At 61.3% G+C, this 13,793-nt stretch carries 12 protein-coding genes; 2 read left to right on the forward strand and 10 right to left on the reverse strand.

The window, feature by feature from the left end:
• Window position 1: 1 nt before the first annotated feature.
• The 5 genes from ACYQ6M_RS23380 to ACYQ6M_RS23400 form a co-directional block, all read right to left on the reverse strand.
• Window positions 2-1,264: a hypothetical protein gene (locus ACYQ6M_RS23380; protein WP_460075896.1), complete on the reverse strand. Its 1,263-nt coding sequence runs from the start codon at window positions 1,262-1,264 to the stop codon at window positions 2-4.
• Between the two features lie 33 nt (window positions 1,265-1,297).
• The gene (locus tag ACYQ6M_RS23385) at window positions 1,298-2,614 is read right to left on the reverse strand and encodes a bifunctional folylpolyglutamate synthase/dihydrofolate synthase (protein ID WP_460075898.1); all 1,317 of its coding nucleotides are present in this window, start codon (window positions 2,612-2,614) and stop codon (window positions 1,298-1,300) included.
• A 137-nt stretch (window positions 2,615-2,751) separates the two neighbouring features.
• Window positions 2,752-3,708: an acetyl-CoA carboxylase, carboxyltransferase subunit beta gene (gene accD, locus ACYQ6M_RS23390; RefSeq protein ID WP_460075900.1), complete on the reverse strand. Its 957-nt coding sequence runs from the start codon at window positions 3,706-3,708 to the stop codon at window positions 2,752-2,754.
• Between the two features lie 92 nt (window positions 3,709-3,800).
• A complete protein-coding gene (trpA, locus tag ACYQ6M_RS23395; RefSeq protein WP_023002436.1) occupies window positions 3,801-4,634 on the reverse strand; it encodes a tryptophan synthase subunit alpha in 834 nt (277 codons plus the stop codon).
• A 136-nt stretch (window positions 4,635-4,770) separates the two neighbouring features.
• On the reverse strand, window positions 4,771-4,953 hold the full coding sequence (locus ACYQ6M_RS23400) for a hypothetical protein (RefSeq protein ID WP_023002437.1): 183 nt from the start codon (window positions 4,951-4,953) through the stop codon (window positions 4,771-4,773).
• 219 nt (window positions 4,954-5,172) lie between these two features.
• Between ACYQ6M_RS23400 and ACYQ6M_RS23405 the strand changes: the two genes are divergently transcribed.
• Window positions 5,173-5,424, forward strand: coding sequence for a hypothetical protein (locus ACYQ6M_RS23405; protein ID WP_460075903.1), 252 nt, complete (start codon window positions 5,173-5,175; stop codon window positions 5,422-5,424).
• Between the two features lie 12 nt (window positions 5,425-5,436).
• On the opposite strand, the gene ACYQ6M_RS23410 is transcribed toward ACYQ6M_RS23405, so the two are convergent.
• The 5 genes from ACYQ6M_RS23410 to ACYQ6M_RS23430 all read right to left on the reverse strand — a co-directional run bounded on the left by ACYQ6M_RS23410 (window position 5,437) and on the right by ACYQ6M_RS23430 (window position 10,811).
• A complete protein-coding gene (locus ACYQ6M_RS23410; protein WP_023002439.1) occupies window positions 5,437-5,607 on the reverse strand; it encodes a DUF1127 domain-containing protein in 171 nt (56 codons plus the stop codon).
• Window positions 5,608-5,935: 328 nt separating this feature from the next.
• On the reverse strand, window positions 5,936-7,141 hold the full coding sequence (gene trpB, locus ACYQ6M_RS23415; protein ID WP_139314179.1) for a tryptophan synthase subunit beta: 1,206 nt from the start codon (window positions 7,139-7,141) through the stop codon (window positions 5,936-5,938).
• A 32-nt stretch (window positions 7,142-7,173) separates the two neighbouring features.
• Entirely contained in the window at window positions 7,174-7,830 is a 657-nt protein-coding gene (locus ACYQ6M_RS23420) for a phosphoribosylanthranilate isomerase (RefSeq protein ID WP_023002441.1), read from the reverse strand.
• A 233-nt stretch (window positions 7,831-8,063) separates the two neighbouring features.
• Window positions 8,064-8,351: a GIY-YIG nuclease family protein gene (locus ACYQ6M_RS23425; protein WP_460075905.1), complete on the reverse strand. Its 288-nt coding sequence runs from the start codon at window positions 8,349-8,351 to the stop codon at window positions 8,064-8,066.
• A 177-nt stretch (window positions 8,352-8,528) separates the two neighbouring features.
• A complete protein-coding gene (locus ACYQ6M_RS23430) occupies window positions 8,529-10,811 on the reverse strand; it encodes an NADP-dependent malic enzyme (RefSeq protein ID WP_023002443.1) in 2,283 nt (760 codons plus the stop codon).
• 134 nt (window positions 10,812-10,945) lie between these two features.
• On the opposite strand from ACYQ6M_RS23430, the gene mutS reads away from it, so the two are divergent.
• Window positions 10,946-13,672 (forward strand): DNA mismatch repair protein MutS, encoded by a 2,727-nt coding sequence (gene mutS / locus ACYQ6M_RS23435; protein WP_460075907.1) that lies wholly within the window; start codon window positions 10,946-10,948, stop codon window positions 13,670-13,672.
• Window positions 13,673-13,793: the final 121 nt, after the last annotated feature.

Here is a 13,793-nt window from a genome sequence, read left to right on the forward strand (position 1 = left end):
CCTAAAACACCGGCCCCTTCGGCATCGGATAGTTGCCGGTGATTTCCCAGCCGAATGCGGCGATGCGTTCGGCGGCCATGGGTGTGACGTCGCCGGTGATCAGGAAGTCGACGCCCGTTGGCGGGAAGGGCAAGGTGCCGAGGCCTTCGTGCATGGCGGAGAAGGTCTGCGCCACGGTCTGGGTCCAGGCCACATGATCGAAAGGCATGACGATGGCGGCGATGCCGTCACGGCGCAGGGCGACGGGGATGCCGGACACCAGCTTGATGTCTCCCAGCGGCGAAACCGTGCTGTTGTAGGTTTCCATGAGAACGACACGACGAAGCTGAAAATAGGCAAGATCCCGGCTGTCGGCATCAGCCGCCTTTTCGGCAATCAGGTAAAGGTCCTTCACACTGGACATTGCCTGCATCTGATAGGCGATCGCGGCCTTTTCCGAAGCCGTGTAGAACGGATTGCCCATGAGCTTGGCGTTCGTCACCTCGGGCACGCCCACGGCGCGCAGGACACTGGAGGTGCGTTCCTGCAGCTCGGTAGTCGTGCTGTCGACGATGAGATTGCGGAAATTGTCTGCCTGCCGCGCGGCGTTGACGATGATACCTCCGGGCAGGAGGCTGGTAATTGCGCTCACCGTCCAGTTGCCTGCCGTGGTCACGCTGGCAGTTTCGTCGAGCTTTTCCGATAGCGGCCGGTAGAACGTATAGGGATCGACACCCACATCGACCGCAAGTTCGCGCCGGGCCTTGGCCTGGCCGGTGATCGACTTGGCAAGTTCCGCCGGAGATCCGCCCTTGCCGCTGACAGCGGCCTCGACGCCCTTGGTGAGGCGGCCGAACATGCGGCCGACACCGGAAACGGTGTTCTTTGCGGTTCCCACAGGGTCGGTCACCGTGCTTTCGACAAACTCGACCGGCTTCATGGCCGCCTGCTTGAGGCCGTCGACGAAGCTGGCGTCGTTTTTCAGACTGTCGAGGGCAATCAGCACCTGGATTTCGTGCAGGCGCAGCTTGAGCATGCCGTCGCCTTCGATCTGCTCGACGCCGAGATCGGTCTGAACCTGGTAAATCCGCAGGAAACCGTCGCCGCGCACCGGCGAGAGTACCGCATAGCCGGGGCCGAGTTCCTTGCCGTCGAGAAGTGTGGCCGGATCCTGCTCCGGTGGCGTCTCATATTGTTCGGTGAGCGCGTTTGCAGGCACGCTCAAAAGCAGAGCGCCCAGGAAAGCGCCTGCAAGCTTTGGGCGACAGGTTTCAAAACCGAACATTCAGGGCCTCCTCGGGCAGAGGCCGGTGACGCCTCAGACCGGCGCCAGACCGCTGCGCGCCAGAACTTCACCAGCCAGATAGAGCGACCCGCAAATCAGAATCCGGGGCGGCTCGCCATCTTTTGCCGCACAAGCTGCCACATCTGCCAGCGCTGCGTCCAGTGATTGAAACGGCGTCGCTTCAAGTCCCGCACAGCGGGCAAGATCGGCCAGGTCTTCCGGCTCCCTTGCGGTGGGTGTCGTGGTGATCGGCACGGTGCCGACGTGGCGTGCCAGTCCGTGGAACGGACGGAAGAATCCGACGGGATCCTTTGTCGTCAGCATGCCGGACACGAGGTAAAGCGGCCGGGGTGAGCGCTCTTCCTGTTCGCCCATGAACTGGGCGATCGAAATGCCCGCGCCGGGATTGTGGCCACCATCGACCCATACTTCCGACCCTTCCGGACACAGGTCATGCAACGGTCCGCTGGTGATCGGCTGCAGCCGTCCGGGCCAGTTGACCGTTTTCAGGCCGTGGGCAATCGTATCGCCGTCCGGCAACATGCCCGCCGCCTTCAATGCCGCAATGGCGACAGCCGCATTGGAGAACTGGTGACGGCCACCAAGCACGGGCACAGGCAGGTCGATCAATTCGTCCTCGTCCTGAAACGCCATGCGGCCCTGGTCTTCCTGGGCTGCGAAATCCTGCCCGAACACTTCGATCGGCGCCTTGTTGCGCGCTGCCTGACGCGCAATCGTTGCCATGGCGCTGTCTTCCTGCGCAGCGCAGATGACCGGCACGCCCGGCTTGATGATACCGGCCTTTTCGGCAGCGATCACCGACAGGTCGTCACCCAGAAACTTCTCGTGGTCCATCGAAACCTGGGTAATCACCGTGGCAAGCGGCCGGTCGATCACGTTGGTCGCGTCAAGACGGCCTCCGAGACCGACTTCAAGCAGCAGCACATCTGCGGGATTTTCCGCGAACAGGAGCAAGGCAGCAGCGGTGGTGATCTCGAAAAAGGTGATTTCCTCACCGCCATTGGCTTCTTCGCAGCGGTGCAGGGCCTCATAGAGGACCGGATCGGAGACGAATTTGCCATCCGAGCCGAGCCGAATGCGCTCGTTGAAGGAAACCAGGTGCGGCGAGGTGTAGACGTGGCAGCGTTTTCCGGAAGCTTCCAGGATCGCCCGCATGGTGGCGGTAACCGAGCCCTTGCCGTTGGTACCGGCGACGTGAATCACCGGCGGCAGGCGCTGTTCGGGATGCCCGAGCGCTTCCAGCAGGCGGCACATGCGACCGAGCGAGAGATCTATCTCCTTCGGATGCAGCGCCAGCAAACGGTCCAGAATTTTCGTGATTTGATCCAAGGCGCCCTCCGCAGGGTCCCTTTTTCCCGGTTGCGTTTGACTAACGCCTTTACGGGAAGGCCGCCCGCGAGACAAGCGGACAGCCCGGAAATGTCGTGTCAGGCCGCTTTCGCGACGTATTCGTGTAACGAAGCCACCTAGCTGGCCGCTTCCGCGCCCTTGGCAGGCTCTGCAGCCGTTTCGGCAGGCTTGGCTTCGGCTTCCGGTGCCGGATCCTTCGGCGCTTCAAGCTTCGGCAGTTCGACTTCCCGCTTCATCAGGATACCGCAGATGCGTGCCAGTGTTTCCTTCATCTTCTGGCGCGGCACCACCATGTCGATCATGCCGTGGTCGAGAAGATATTCGGCAGTCTGGAAATCGTCCGGCAACTTTTCGCGCACGGTCTGTTCGATCACGCGGCGGCCTGCGAAGCCGATCTGGGCACCCGGTTCGGCAATGTGCACGTCGCCAAGCATGGCGTAGGAGGCCGAGACGCCGCCAGTGGTCGGGTTGGTCAAGACGACGATATAGGGCAGTCCCGCTTCGCGCAGCATCTGCACGCCGACCGTGGTGCGTGGCATCTGCATCAGCGACAGAATGCCTTCCTGCATGCGTGCACCGCCGGAAGCGGCAAACATGACGAAAGGCGTCTTGTCATCGACCGCTTTCAGCATGCCGGCAAGGATCGCTTCACCCGCGGCCATGCCGAGCGAGCCGGCGATGAAATCGAAGTTCTGCACGGCAATGGTCAGCGGCATGCCGTTGACCAGGCCCTGGGCCACGATCACAGCTTCGTCTTCGCCGGATTTGGTGCGGGCTTCCTTCAGGCGGTCGGTGTAGCGCTTGCTGTCGCGGAATTTGTGCGGATCGGCATGCACTTCCGGGGTATCGACCTCGGTGTATTTGCCGCCGTCAAACAAAGCCTCAACGCGTTTGCGCGCCGGGATGCGCATGTGATGACCGGAATTCGGGATCACCCAGAGATTGGCTTCCAGGTCCCGGTGAAACACCATTTCACCGGTTTCCGGACACTTGATCCAAAGGTTTTCCGGAACTTCGCGCTTCTTCCAAAGATCACGGATCTTGGGGCGTACGATAGAATTGATCCAGTTCACGTCAAACGCGTCCCGCTACTCGAGTTACCATTGGACGGAGATATGGGGTCCGTCCGAAATCCTTCAATTCAGACCAGCCGATGGCTGACCAGTCAGGCTGTTCTTGACCGGGCGCATCCGGAGGCCAGGTCGGACACCAGGTCGACGACGGTCTGAACGGTTTTGTCAGTCGCCTTGCCGGCCTCATCGAGGCTGTCACGGATGGCATTGACCAGAACCGACCCGACCACGACACCGTCGGCGTCCTTGCCGATTTCCGCTGCCTGGTCTGCGGTCTTCACGCCAAAACCGACGGCAACCGGCAGGTCCGTATGGCCCTTGATCCGCTTGACCGCGGTGGTCACCCGACCGGTATCGGCGATATTGGCGCCGGTGATGCCGGTCACGGAGACGTAATAAACGAAACCGGAGGTGTTGGCCAGAACGGCAGGCAGACGCTTGTCGTCAGTGGTGGGTGTTGCCAGGCGAATGAAATTGAGACCTGCTTCCAGGGCCGGAATGCAGAGTTCGTCATCTGCTTCTGCCGGAATATCGACAATGATGAAGCCGTCTACACCAGCGTCCTTGGCTACTTGCACGAAAACCTTCGGGTCCCGCACGTAGATCGGATTGTAATACCCCATCAGGATGATCGGCGTATCCTGGTCCTGCTTGCGGAACTCACGAACCATGTCCAGGGTCTTGTCCATGGTGTGCCCCGCAGCCAGCGCACGCTGGTTGCCAAGCTGAATCGGGATGCCTTCGGCCATCGGGTCGGAAAACGGCATGCCGAGTTCGATAACGTCGGCACCTGCTGCCGGAAGGGCGTTCAGGAGGGCTTGCGAGGTCTGCAGATCCGGATCGCCTGCGGTGATAAAGGTGACCAAGGCCGGCCGGCCGGCATCCGCACAGGCTTTAAAACGGCGGTCGATACGCGTATCCGTCATTCACTGCTACCCTTTTTCGCGCCATCCGGGACCCTCCGGGGCGTTTCCGTTTCAGCGATGTACGGGGGCAGTGCGTGCAATGTCAATTGTCTCATGCAGATTCGGAGCGTTGAAACAGGCTCCGAACCCAGACCGGTCAGCGGCTTGGATAGTCGATCAGGCCGATAGCGCGCAGGGCGGCATCCGCCCGGTAGACATGTTCGCTGCCCATGGGCTTCGCCCGGCCGGAGCGCGTGAACGGGTTTCCGGCACCGCGAAACACGGTGGCGAGGGGCGCTGCCGATGGCGCGCTGATATGGAGGGCCTGCAAGGTGCTCATCTCAAAAACCAAAAAAGATTGATGCCGCGATCCGGAATCGCAACCGGGCCGCACCTTATGGCTTTTTTGCAGTGCAGCAAGCTGTGGAAGCGCAGGTCAGACCCGCGAAAAATGCATGGCTGATAGGCGAAATGTGCACAAATTGCGCCTAGAAAAATGCACTGTGTGCACCTATTGTAAAGCGAACCACTGAGCCACCAAACAAATAAGGAGCTGAAAATGGCCCATTCCCTGTTCGAACCCGCTCCTCAGCCTTTCACTGAAAAGCTGTGGCGCCGGATGAGGGATTTTCACCTGGGTTTTGCCCAGCGCAAGGGTGTTGCCGAAGTTTCTTCCGCGCAATCAGACCCGGTGCTGGCACAACAGGCGACCGGTCTGGACGCCCGGGGCCGCCAGCAGTTGCTGGAAGCCATGTTGACGGCAAAACCCATAGCCGTGCCACCGCGCGCTGCTTTCAAACGCAGCGCCTGACCGGCTGCAGCCTTAGCGCCGTTTGAAATGACGGGCGAAGGCGCGGCTGGTGATTTCGCTGCGTTCCAGGCCGAGATCGGCAAGCTGGGCGTCGTTCAGGTGGTTCATGCGTGCGATTTCGCCGGCAACCTTGCGGGAAGCGCGAAAGTCGCGGACGAAGCCGGTCAGAAGATCGAAAGCCATTTCGGGGTTTCCTCAAGCGGCCGGCAATAGCGCCGACCCTGTTTCATTCGCGGCTGATTTAGTCTTTCCCGGCGGATTCACAACGCACAAGTTTGCATTGCAGCATTTCCAAACTGGCGGGGCTGGTTAACCGGCGTTAGGGGCCGGTGGTAAGCCGCGTTGTCATCGCGGTCAAAGCGGAACGTCGGCCTTATCCAAAACCCGCATTGATGACCAGCAGGCACCAGGTCTTTCTCTTGGCGAAGGGGATGACACTCCGGAGCTGCCAAAAGAAAAACCGCGCACCTTTCGATACGCGGTTTTCCAGGGTTCCGTTCGAAGCGGGCTATCAGAGATCGAAGCCCAGCATCTGGCCAACGGCAAAGACGTCCTTGTCGCCCCGGCCGCACAGGTTCATGACGATGATCTGGTCCTTGTCCATTTGCGGGGCCAGTTTCACGACATGGGCCAGCGCGTGGGCCGGCTCCAGCGCCGGGATGATGCCTTCAACGCGTGTGAGCATCTGGAAAGCTTCCAAGGCCTCGTCGTCCATGACCGGTACATAGTCCACACGGCCGATTTCCTTCAGCCAGGAATGCTCCGGCCCAATGCCCGGATAATCGAGACCGGCGGAAATCGAGTGACCTTCCAGGATCTGGCCGTCGTCGTCCTGCAGCAGGTAGGTGCGGTTGCCGTGCAGAACGCCCGGCTTGCCTGCGGTCAGGGAAGCGCAGTGTTCTTCCCCCTGAAGGCCACGGCCACCAGCTTCGACGCCGTAAATCTTGACGTCCTTGTCGTCCAGGAACGGATGGAACAGGCCAATGGCATTGGAACCACCACCGACGGCGGCAACCAGCGCATCCGGCAGCCGGCCTTCGGCTTCCATCATCTGTTCGCGCAGTTCCTTGCCGATCACCGACTGGAAGTCGCGCACCATTTCCGGATAGGGATGCGGGCCCGCAGCGGTACCGATCAGGTAGTAGGTGTCCTCGACATTGGTCACCCAGTCGCGCAGCGCCTCGTTCATGGCATCCTTCAAGGTGCCCGCACCGGCAGTCACCGGCACGATTTCCGCACCCAGAAGTTTCATGCGGAAGACGTTCGGCTTCTGCCGTTCCACGTCGGTCTTGCCCATGTAGACAACGCAGGGCAGGCCGAAGCGGGCACAGACTGTCGCTGTCGCGACACCGTGCTGACCGGCGCCGGTTTCCGCGATGATGCGGGTCTTGCCCATGCGCTTGGCGAGCAGGATCTGACCGACGCAATTGTTGATCTTGTGCGATCCGGTGTGGTTCAGCTCATCACGCTTGAAATAGACCTTGGCACCGCCGAGTTCCTTCGTCAGACGCTCGGCAAAATAAAGCGGCGACGGACGGCCGGTGTAGTGCTTGTTCAACGTCTCGATCTCGGCCTTGAAAGCCGGATCGTTCTTGGCGTCCTTGTAGTGCTGTTCCAGGTCCAGGATCAGCGGCATCAGCGTTTCGGCAACATAGCGGCCGCCAAAAATACCGAAATGCCCGCGATCGTCCGGACCGGTCCGGATGCTGTTAGCCATATCGTTCACGCGTTTACTCCTTCACCCGGGGTTCAGCCCGGAACCTTGACGCCCTTGGCCGCCGCCAAGAATGCGCGAATGAGACCACTGTCCTTGACGCCCTTTTCCCGCTCGACGCCGGAGGAAACATCCACCTCGCTGACGCCGCTCAAACGGATCGCCTCGGCGACGTTCTCCGGATCAAGTCCTCCGGAAAGCATGAAGGGCTTCTTCAGGTCAAGGTCTTTCAGGATCGTCCAGTCGTAGGAGACGCCGTTGCCGCCGGGCAGTTCGGACCCTTTCGGCGGCTTGGCATCGAACAGGAGACGATCTGCCACAACAGCATAATAGTGCGCCTGCTCCAGATCTGAACGGTCGGAAATCGAAATCGCCTTCATGACCTTGGTGCCCTGCATCACCTTGGCCGCTGCCAGGGCTTCCGGAGCTTCCTCGCCATGAAACTGGAACGTATCGGGCTTCACCAGCTCGTTGATACGGGACAGGCCGTCGAGATCCATGTTGACGGTTACCGCCACGATCTCCGCCCGGCCGCGCGCCATATCGGCCAGCCGGCAGGCCTGGCTGAGCGACACATGACGCGGGCTCTTCGGGAAGAACATCAACCCGACCATATCCGCACCGGCATCCAGCGCCGCCGCCATGGTGTCCTCGGTCGAAAGACCGCAGATTTTGACTTTAATATCCGACATGGTTTCGAGGTATCGCCGTTGGGGCAGGGTTTGTCAAAAAAGATTAGCTGTCGCGAAGCGAAAAGGCGCAATTGCACGCTATCGCCCCTCTATCGAGTGACTTGCAGCTTGAGTACGACGAGACACCGGACTTTGGATTTCCATGTGTGTTGCCGCAGCGCTTCGGGGCTCCCCGATCCCGGATCTTCGCTGCGCTATGTCCGGGATGACGACGATAGGTGTCCGGACAATGATTACCGATTGAGCTCCAGATAGAGATCCTGCCAGCCCGGATTCATCTCCTCGATCAGATCGAATTTCCATTGCCGGCGCCAACGCTTGATCTGTTTTTCGCGAGCAATCGCAGCCCCGGTCTCTTCGTGCTGTTCGTACCAGACAAGGGATTTCGTACCGTATCGGTTGGAAAAACCCTCAATCAGACCTTCGCGGTGCTCGTAAACCCGGCGGGTCAAGTCCGTCGTCACGCCCGTGTAAAGAGTTTCGAACGGTCGCGAGGCAAGGATGTAGACCCAGGCTGTCAAACGATGGTCACTCCGGGTTTCGAGAGGTTTTGGGGTGGCTCCCCGATCCCGGGTCGCGCTTTGCTTGCCCGGGATGACGACTGAAAGGTTTTACCAGACCTATCTTCGTCATCCCGGACGCAGCGCAGCGGAGATCCGGGATCGGAGCGCCCCTAATTCAGCGGAATAATCACCACCTCACGTCACATTGAACGCCGCGATGGCGGCCATGTTGACGATATCGCTGTCCTTGGCACCCAGGGGAACGATCTGGATCGACTTGTCAAAGCCGACGAGCAGCGGGCCGATGACCGTGGCGCCGCCCAGTTCCTGCAACATCTTGGTGGAGATGGATGCCGAGTGGAACGCCGGCATGACCAGAACGTTGGCCGGACCGGACAGGCGGCAGAACGGATAGGCGGCCATTCGGTCCATGTTGAGCGCGATGTCCGCGGCCATTTCGCCGTCGAATTCGAAATCGACCCGGCGGCGTTCGAGGATCTTGACCGCCTCGATGACCTTTTCCGAGCGTTCGCCCTTTGGATGGCCGAAGGTGGAATAGGCCAGCATGGCAACACGCGGTTCGTAGCCGAACTTGCGTGCGACATGCGCCGCTTCCTCGGCGATGTCCGCCAGTTCTTCCGATGTCGGCATGTCGATCACCGCCGTATCGGCGATCAGCACGGTACGGCCGCGAGCCAGTGCCAGCGACACGCCGATGACCCGGTGACCGGGCTTCGGATCGATGGTGGCCTTCACCGTATCGAGGGCGACGGAGTAGTTCCGGGTCAGACCGGTCACCATGGCATCGGCGTCGCCGCGCGCGACCATGATCGCGCCCCAGTAATTGCGGTCGTTGTTGACCATGCGCTGGCAGTCGCGCAGCAGGTAGCCCCGGCGCTGCAGGCGGCCGTAGAGATACTGCGCGTAGTCGCTGTTGCGGTTGGAAAGCCGCGCGTTCTGGATGGAAATGCCCGGCCGGTCGATGTCGATGCCGGCGCGTTCGGCCATGGATTTGATCTCGTCTTCGCGGCCGATCAGGATGGCTTCACCCAGGCCCTGCGACACGAAGCTTGTCGCTGCGCGGATGACCGGTTCTTCCTCGCCCTCGGCGAAGACGACCCGCTTGGGCTGCTGGCGCACCTTGGAGAAGATCCGCTGCAAGGTGCCGGCGACAGGATCGCGGCGGGCGGAGAGCTGGTGCTTGTAGGCCTCCATATCGACAATCGGCTTGCGGGCGACGCCGGACTCCATCGCAGCCTGGGCGACCGCGGGCGGAATGGTGTGGATCAGGCGCGGATCGAAGGGCACCGGAATGATGTATTCCGGACCGAACTTCGGCCGGTTGCCCCGATAGGCCGCGGCAACTTCGTCCGGCACTTCCTCCCGCGCCAGTTCCGCCAGTGCGTGAGCGCAGGCAACTTTCATGGCGTCGTTGATCGTGGTGGCCTGAACATCAAGCGCGCCGCGGAAAATATAGGGAAAGCCGAGCACGTTGTTGACCTGGTTCGGATAGTCCGAACGCCCGGTCGCGACAATTGCATCGTCGCGCACTTCCGCCGCCTCTTCCGGCGTGATTTCCGGGTCCGGGTTGGCCATGGCGAAAATGATCGGGTTCGGTGCCATGACCCGCAGCATGTCGGGCGTCAACGCGCCCTTTGCAGAAACGCCGAAGAAGACGTCAGCGCCCTTGAGGGCGTCATAGAGCGAGCGTGCCTTGGTTTCGACCGCATGGGCGGACTTCCATTGGTTCATGCCCTCTTCGCGGCCCTTGTAGATGACACCCTTGGTGTCGCACAAAGTGACGTTCTCGTTCGGAATGCCCATTGCCTTCACGAGTTCGATGCAGGCAATGCCGGCCGCGCCCGCGCCATTGCAGACCACCTTGGTGTCCTTCATGTCGCGACCGGTCAGGTGAAGGGCGTTGATGAGACCCGCCGCCGCGATAATGGCCGTGCCATGCTGGTCGTCGTGAAAGACGGGAATGTTCATCAGTTCGCGCAGACGCTGTTCGATGATGAAACAGTCCGGCGCCTTGATGTCCTCCAGGTTGATCCCGCCGAAGGAAGGACCGAGATAGCGGACCGCATTGATGAATTCATCGACCTCTTCGGTATCGACTTCCAGATCGATGGAATCGACGTCGGCAAAGCGCTTGAACAGGACAGACTTGCCTTCCATCACCGGCTTTGAGGCAAGCGCACCCAGATTGCCGAGGCCCAGAATGGCCGTGCCGTTGGAAATCACCGCAACCATGTTGCCCTTGGTGGTGTAGTCGTAGGCACGGCTGGGGTCTTCCGCGATCGACCGCACCGGCACCGCCACGCCGGGCGAATAGGCCAGCGACAGGTCGCGCTGGGTCGCCATCGGTTTGGTGGGCGCAATTTCCAGCTTCCCGGGGCGGCCTTCCTGGTGGAATTGCAGCGCTTCCTGGTCGGTGAAGCTGACATTGGTCTTGGTCGGTTTCTTGTCGGCGGACATGGTTTGGGCGTTTCCTCTTGCGCGCTCTCTTTACGGGGCGGGAGCCCGACCTTATCCCCTGGAAAATGAAGCCTCAAGCCAAGATGGAATAGGCCCTTGGTGGAATGGTCCGCTCAGTTTGCTAGGTATCAGGCATGAGTGGACAGAGCGCGCAAGAAATCACCCCGGCGGACAGCAAGGTCACGCCAATGATGGCCCAGTTCCTGGAGATCAAGGCTGCCAATCCGGATAGCCTTCTGTTCTACCGGATGGGCGATTTCTACGAACTGTTTTTCGAAGACGCCGAGGTTGCCTCCGCCGCGCTCGGCATCACGCTGACCAAGCGTGGCAAGCACCAGGGTGCCGACATACCGATGTGCGGCGTGCCGGTGCATGCAGCCGACGACTATCTCAACAAGCTGATTGCCAAGGGGCACCGGGTATCGGTCTGCGAACAGACGGAAGATCCGGCCGAGGCCAAGAAACGCGGCTCCAAATCCGTCGTCCGGCGCGATGTCGTGCGTCTCGTCACCCCCGGAACGCTGACGGAAGAGCGGCTGCTGGATGCCGGTGCCAACAACTACCTGATGGCGCTGACCCGGTTGAAGGGCGGCTCGCTGGAAGGCAGCGCGGTCTATGGCCTTGCCTGGATCGACATGTCCACCGGCTCCTTCCAGGTGTCGGAAACCGATCATCAGCGCCTTGCCGCCGACCTTGCCCAGGTTTCCCCGCGCGAACTGATCCTGTCGGACAATCTGCTGCAGGAAAGCGAGTTGCGCCTGACTGCCGAACAGGCGGGCGGTGCGCTGTCACCGGTGCCGCGTGCCTTTTTCGACAGTTCCACCGCCACGGACCGGCTTGCGCATTACTTTGGTGTGAAGACCCTCGACGGCTTCGGCACCTTCAGCCGGGCGGAGCTTTCCGCCGCCGCCGGCATTCTTGCCTACATCGAGAAGACCCAGCTCGGCGAACGCCCTCCGCTGGATCCGCCCGTGCGCGAGGCCGGCGCCGGGCGCATGCTGATCGATCCGGCAACCCGGGCCAATCTCGAGCTGTCCCGCACGCTTTCCGGCGAAAAGCAGGGCTCGCTGCTGGCGACGATCGACCGGACAGTGACAGGCGGCGGCTCGCGCCTGCTCGCCAGCCGCCTGGCCGGACCGCTGGTCAATGTCGATGCGATCCAGCACAGGCTCGACGGCGTTGCCTTCTTTCTTGAAAACGAAATCATGCGCGAAGGCCTGCGCCAGACGCTGAAAGGCGCCCCGGACATGGCCCGGGCCCTGTCGCGGATCGCGCTCAACCGCGGCGGGCCGCGCGATATCCTGTCGGTTGCCCAGGGGCTTGAGGCCGCGCGGGCAGTGCTCGACCAGACCAGTGCGACGGCGGGAACGATCCCGGCGGAAATCGCTGCTGCGCGCGCCAGTCTGGAACAGGCCCCGCACGATCTCGGCAGCGAATTGACGACGGCACTGAAAGAAGAGCCGCCGCTTCTGAAACGCGACGGCGGTTTCATCGCCACCGGTTACAACGCCGATCTGGACGAACTTCGCTCCCTGCGCGACGAAAGCCGAAAGGTCATCGCAAAGCTCCAGGCAGACTATTCGGAAGAACTCGGCCTGAGGTCGCTGAAGATCAAGCACAACAATGTGCTCGGCTGGTTCATCGAGGCGCCTTCCGCGCAGACGGAAAAGCTGACCGCAGATCCCGGCCGGTTCATCCACCGCCAGACCATGGCCGGCGCCATGCGCTTCACCACCACGGAGCTGGCGGATCTGGAATCGAAGATCGCCAGTGCCGGCGAACGCTCGCTTGCCATCGAGCTGGAAATCTTCGACCGGCTTGCCAAGGCGATCATCGACGCAGGGGAAGCAATCAAGGCCGCCGCCCACGGCCTCAGCATTCTGGATGTTTCGGCCGCGCTTGCGAAACTTGCCCAGGAAGAAAGCTATGTCCGGCCCGTGGTCGATGACAGCCGCGCCTTCGACATCAAGGGTGGACGTCATCCGGTGGTCGAAAAGGCGCTGAAGAAATCCGGCGGCGACAGTTTTGTTGCCAATGATGCCAATCTCGGTCCGGAAGCGGACGAGGATATCGGCCATATCTGGCTGATAACCGGTCCGAACATGGCCGGTAAATCGACTTTCCTACGCCAGAACGCACTGATTGCCGTGATGGCCCAGATGGGCGGATATGTGCCGGCAGCAGCAGCCCATATCGGCGTGGTCGACAGGTTGTTCTCCCGCGTCGGCGCGGCAGACGATCTTGCACGCGGCCGTTCCACCTTCATGGTGGAGATGGTCGAGACCGCTGCAATCCTCAATCAGGCCGGTGACCGCTCACTCGTGATCCTGGACGAGATCGGCCGTGGCACTGCGACGTTCGACGGCCTGTCCATTGCCTGGGCGACGATCGAACATCTTCATGAGGTCAACAGGTCCCGTGCCTTGTTTGCGACCCACTACCACGAACTGACTGCCCTTTCCGCCAAGCTGGCCCGGCTTTCAAATGCCACCGTCTCGGTGAAGGAATGGAAAGGCGACGTTATCTTCCTGCACGAGATCGTTCCCGGTGCAGCCGACCGGTCCTACGGCATTCAGGTGGCCAAGCTGGCGGGTCTGCCGGTATCCGTCGTCGAACGCTCCAAGCAGGTGCTCAGCCAGCTGGAAGAGCAGGACCGCCGCTCGCCGGCTGAGAGCCTGATCGACGAACTGCCGCTTTTCGCAAGCCTGACCGCGCCTGCGCCCAGCGCTCCGGCAGGGTTTGCGGAACCCGATCCTGTTTCGGTCGCTCTTGAGGCAATCAATCCGGATGATATGACCCCGCGCGAAGCGCTGGAAGCGCTGTACCGGCTGAAGACATTGCGGATGACCCCGGACGACTAGTTGTCAGGTTCGAATTGTGCCGCATGATTTGAGTCGCGGTGGCTTTAGGGATTGTCTGGTTTTCGAAACTTTCCGAAATGGGCTGCGCAATCGGCAGACGCGCGTTCGGCAAAAAAAGCGG

This window comes from Roseibium sp. ROS1 (genome assembly GCF_054658215.1).

What these genes read in the sequence shown, in the direction of transcription:
- trpA (WP_023002436.1), bottom strand. Translation starts at nt 4,634, where the DNA reads ATGACGGATACGCGTATCGACCGCCGTTTTAAAGCCTGTGCGGATGCC.
- mutS (WP_460075907.1), top strand. Translation starts at nt 10,946, where the DNA reads ATGAGTGGACAGAGCGCGCAAGAAATCACCCCGGCGGACAGCAAGGTC.
- ACYQ6M_RS23400 (WP_023002437.1), bottom strand. Translation starts at nt 4,953, where the DNA reads ATGAGCACCTTGCAGGCCCTCCATATCAGCGCGCCATCGGCAGCGCCC.
- ACYQ6M_RS23410 (WP_023002439.1), bottom strand. Translation starts at nt 5,607, where the DNA reads ATGGCTTTCGATCTTCTGACCGGCTTCGTCCGCGACTTTCGCGCTTCC.
- ACYQ6M_RS23405 (WP_460075903.1), top strand. Translation starts at nt 5,173, where the DNA reads ATGGCCCATTCCCTGTTCGAACCCGCTCCTCAGCCTTTCACTGAAAAG.
- ACYQ6M_RS23420 (WP_023002441.1), bottom strand. Translation starts at nt 7,830, where the DNA reads ATGTCGGATATTAAAGTCAAAATCTGCGGTCTTTCGACCGAGGACACC.
- trpB (WP_139314179.1), bottom strand. Translation starts at nt 7,141, where the DNA reads ATGGCTAACAGCATCCGGACCGGTCCGGACGATCGCGGGCATTTCGGT.
- ACYQ6M_RS23380 (WP_460075896.1), bottom strand. Translation starts at nt 1,264, where the DNA reads ATGTTCGGTTTTGAAACCTGTCGCCCAAAGCTTGCAGGCGCTTTCCTG.
- ACYQ6M_RS23430 (WP_023002443.1), bottom strand. Translation starts at nt 10,811, where the DNA reads ATGTCCGCCGACAAGAAACCGACCAAGACCAATGTCAGCTTCACCGAC.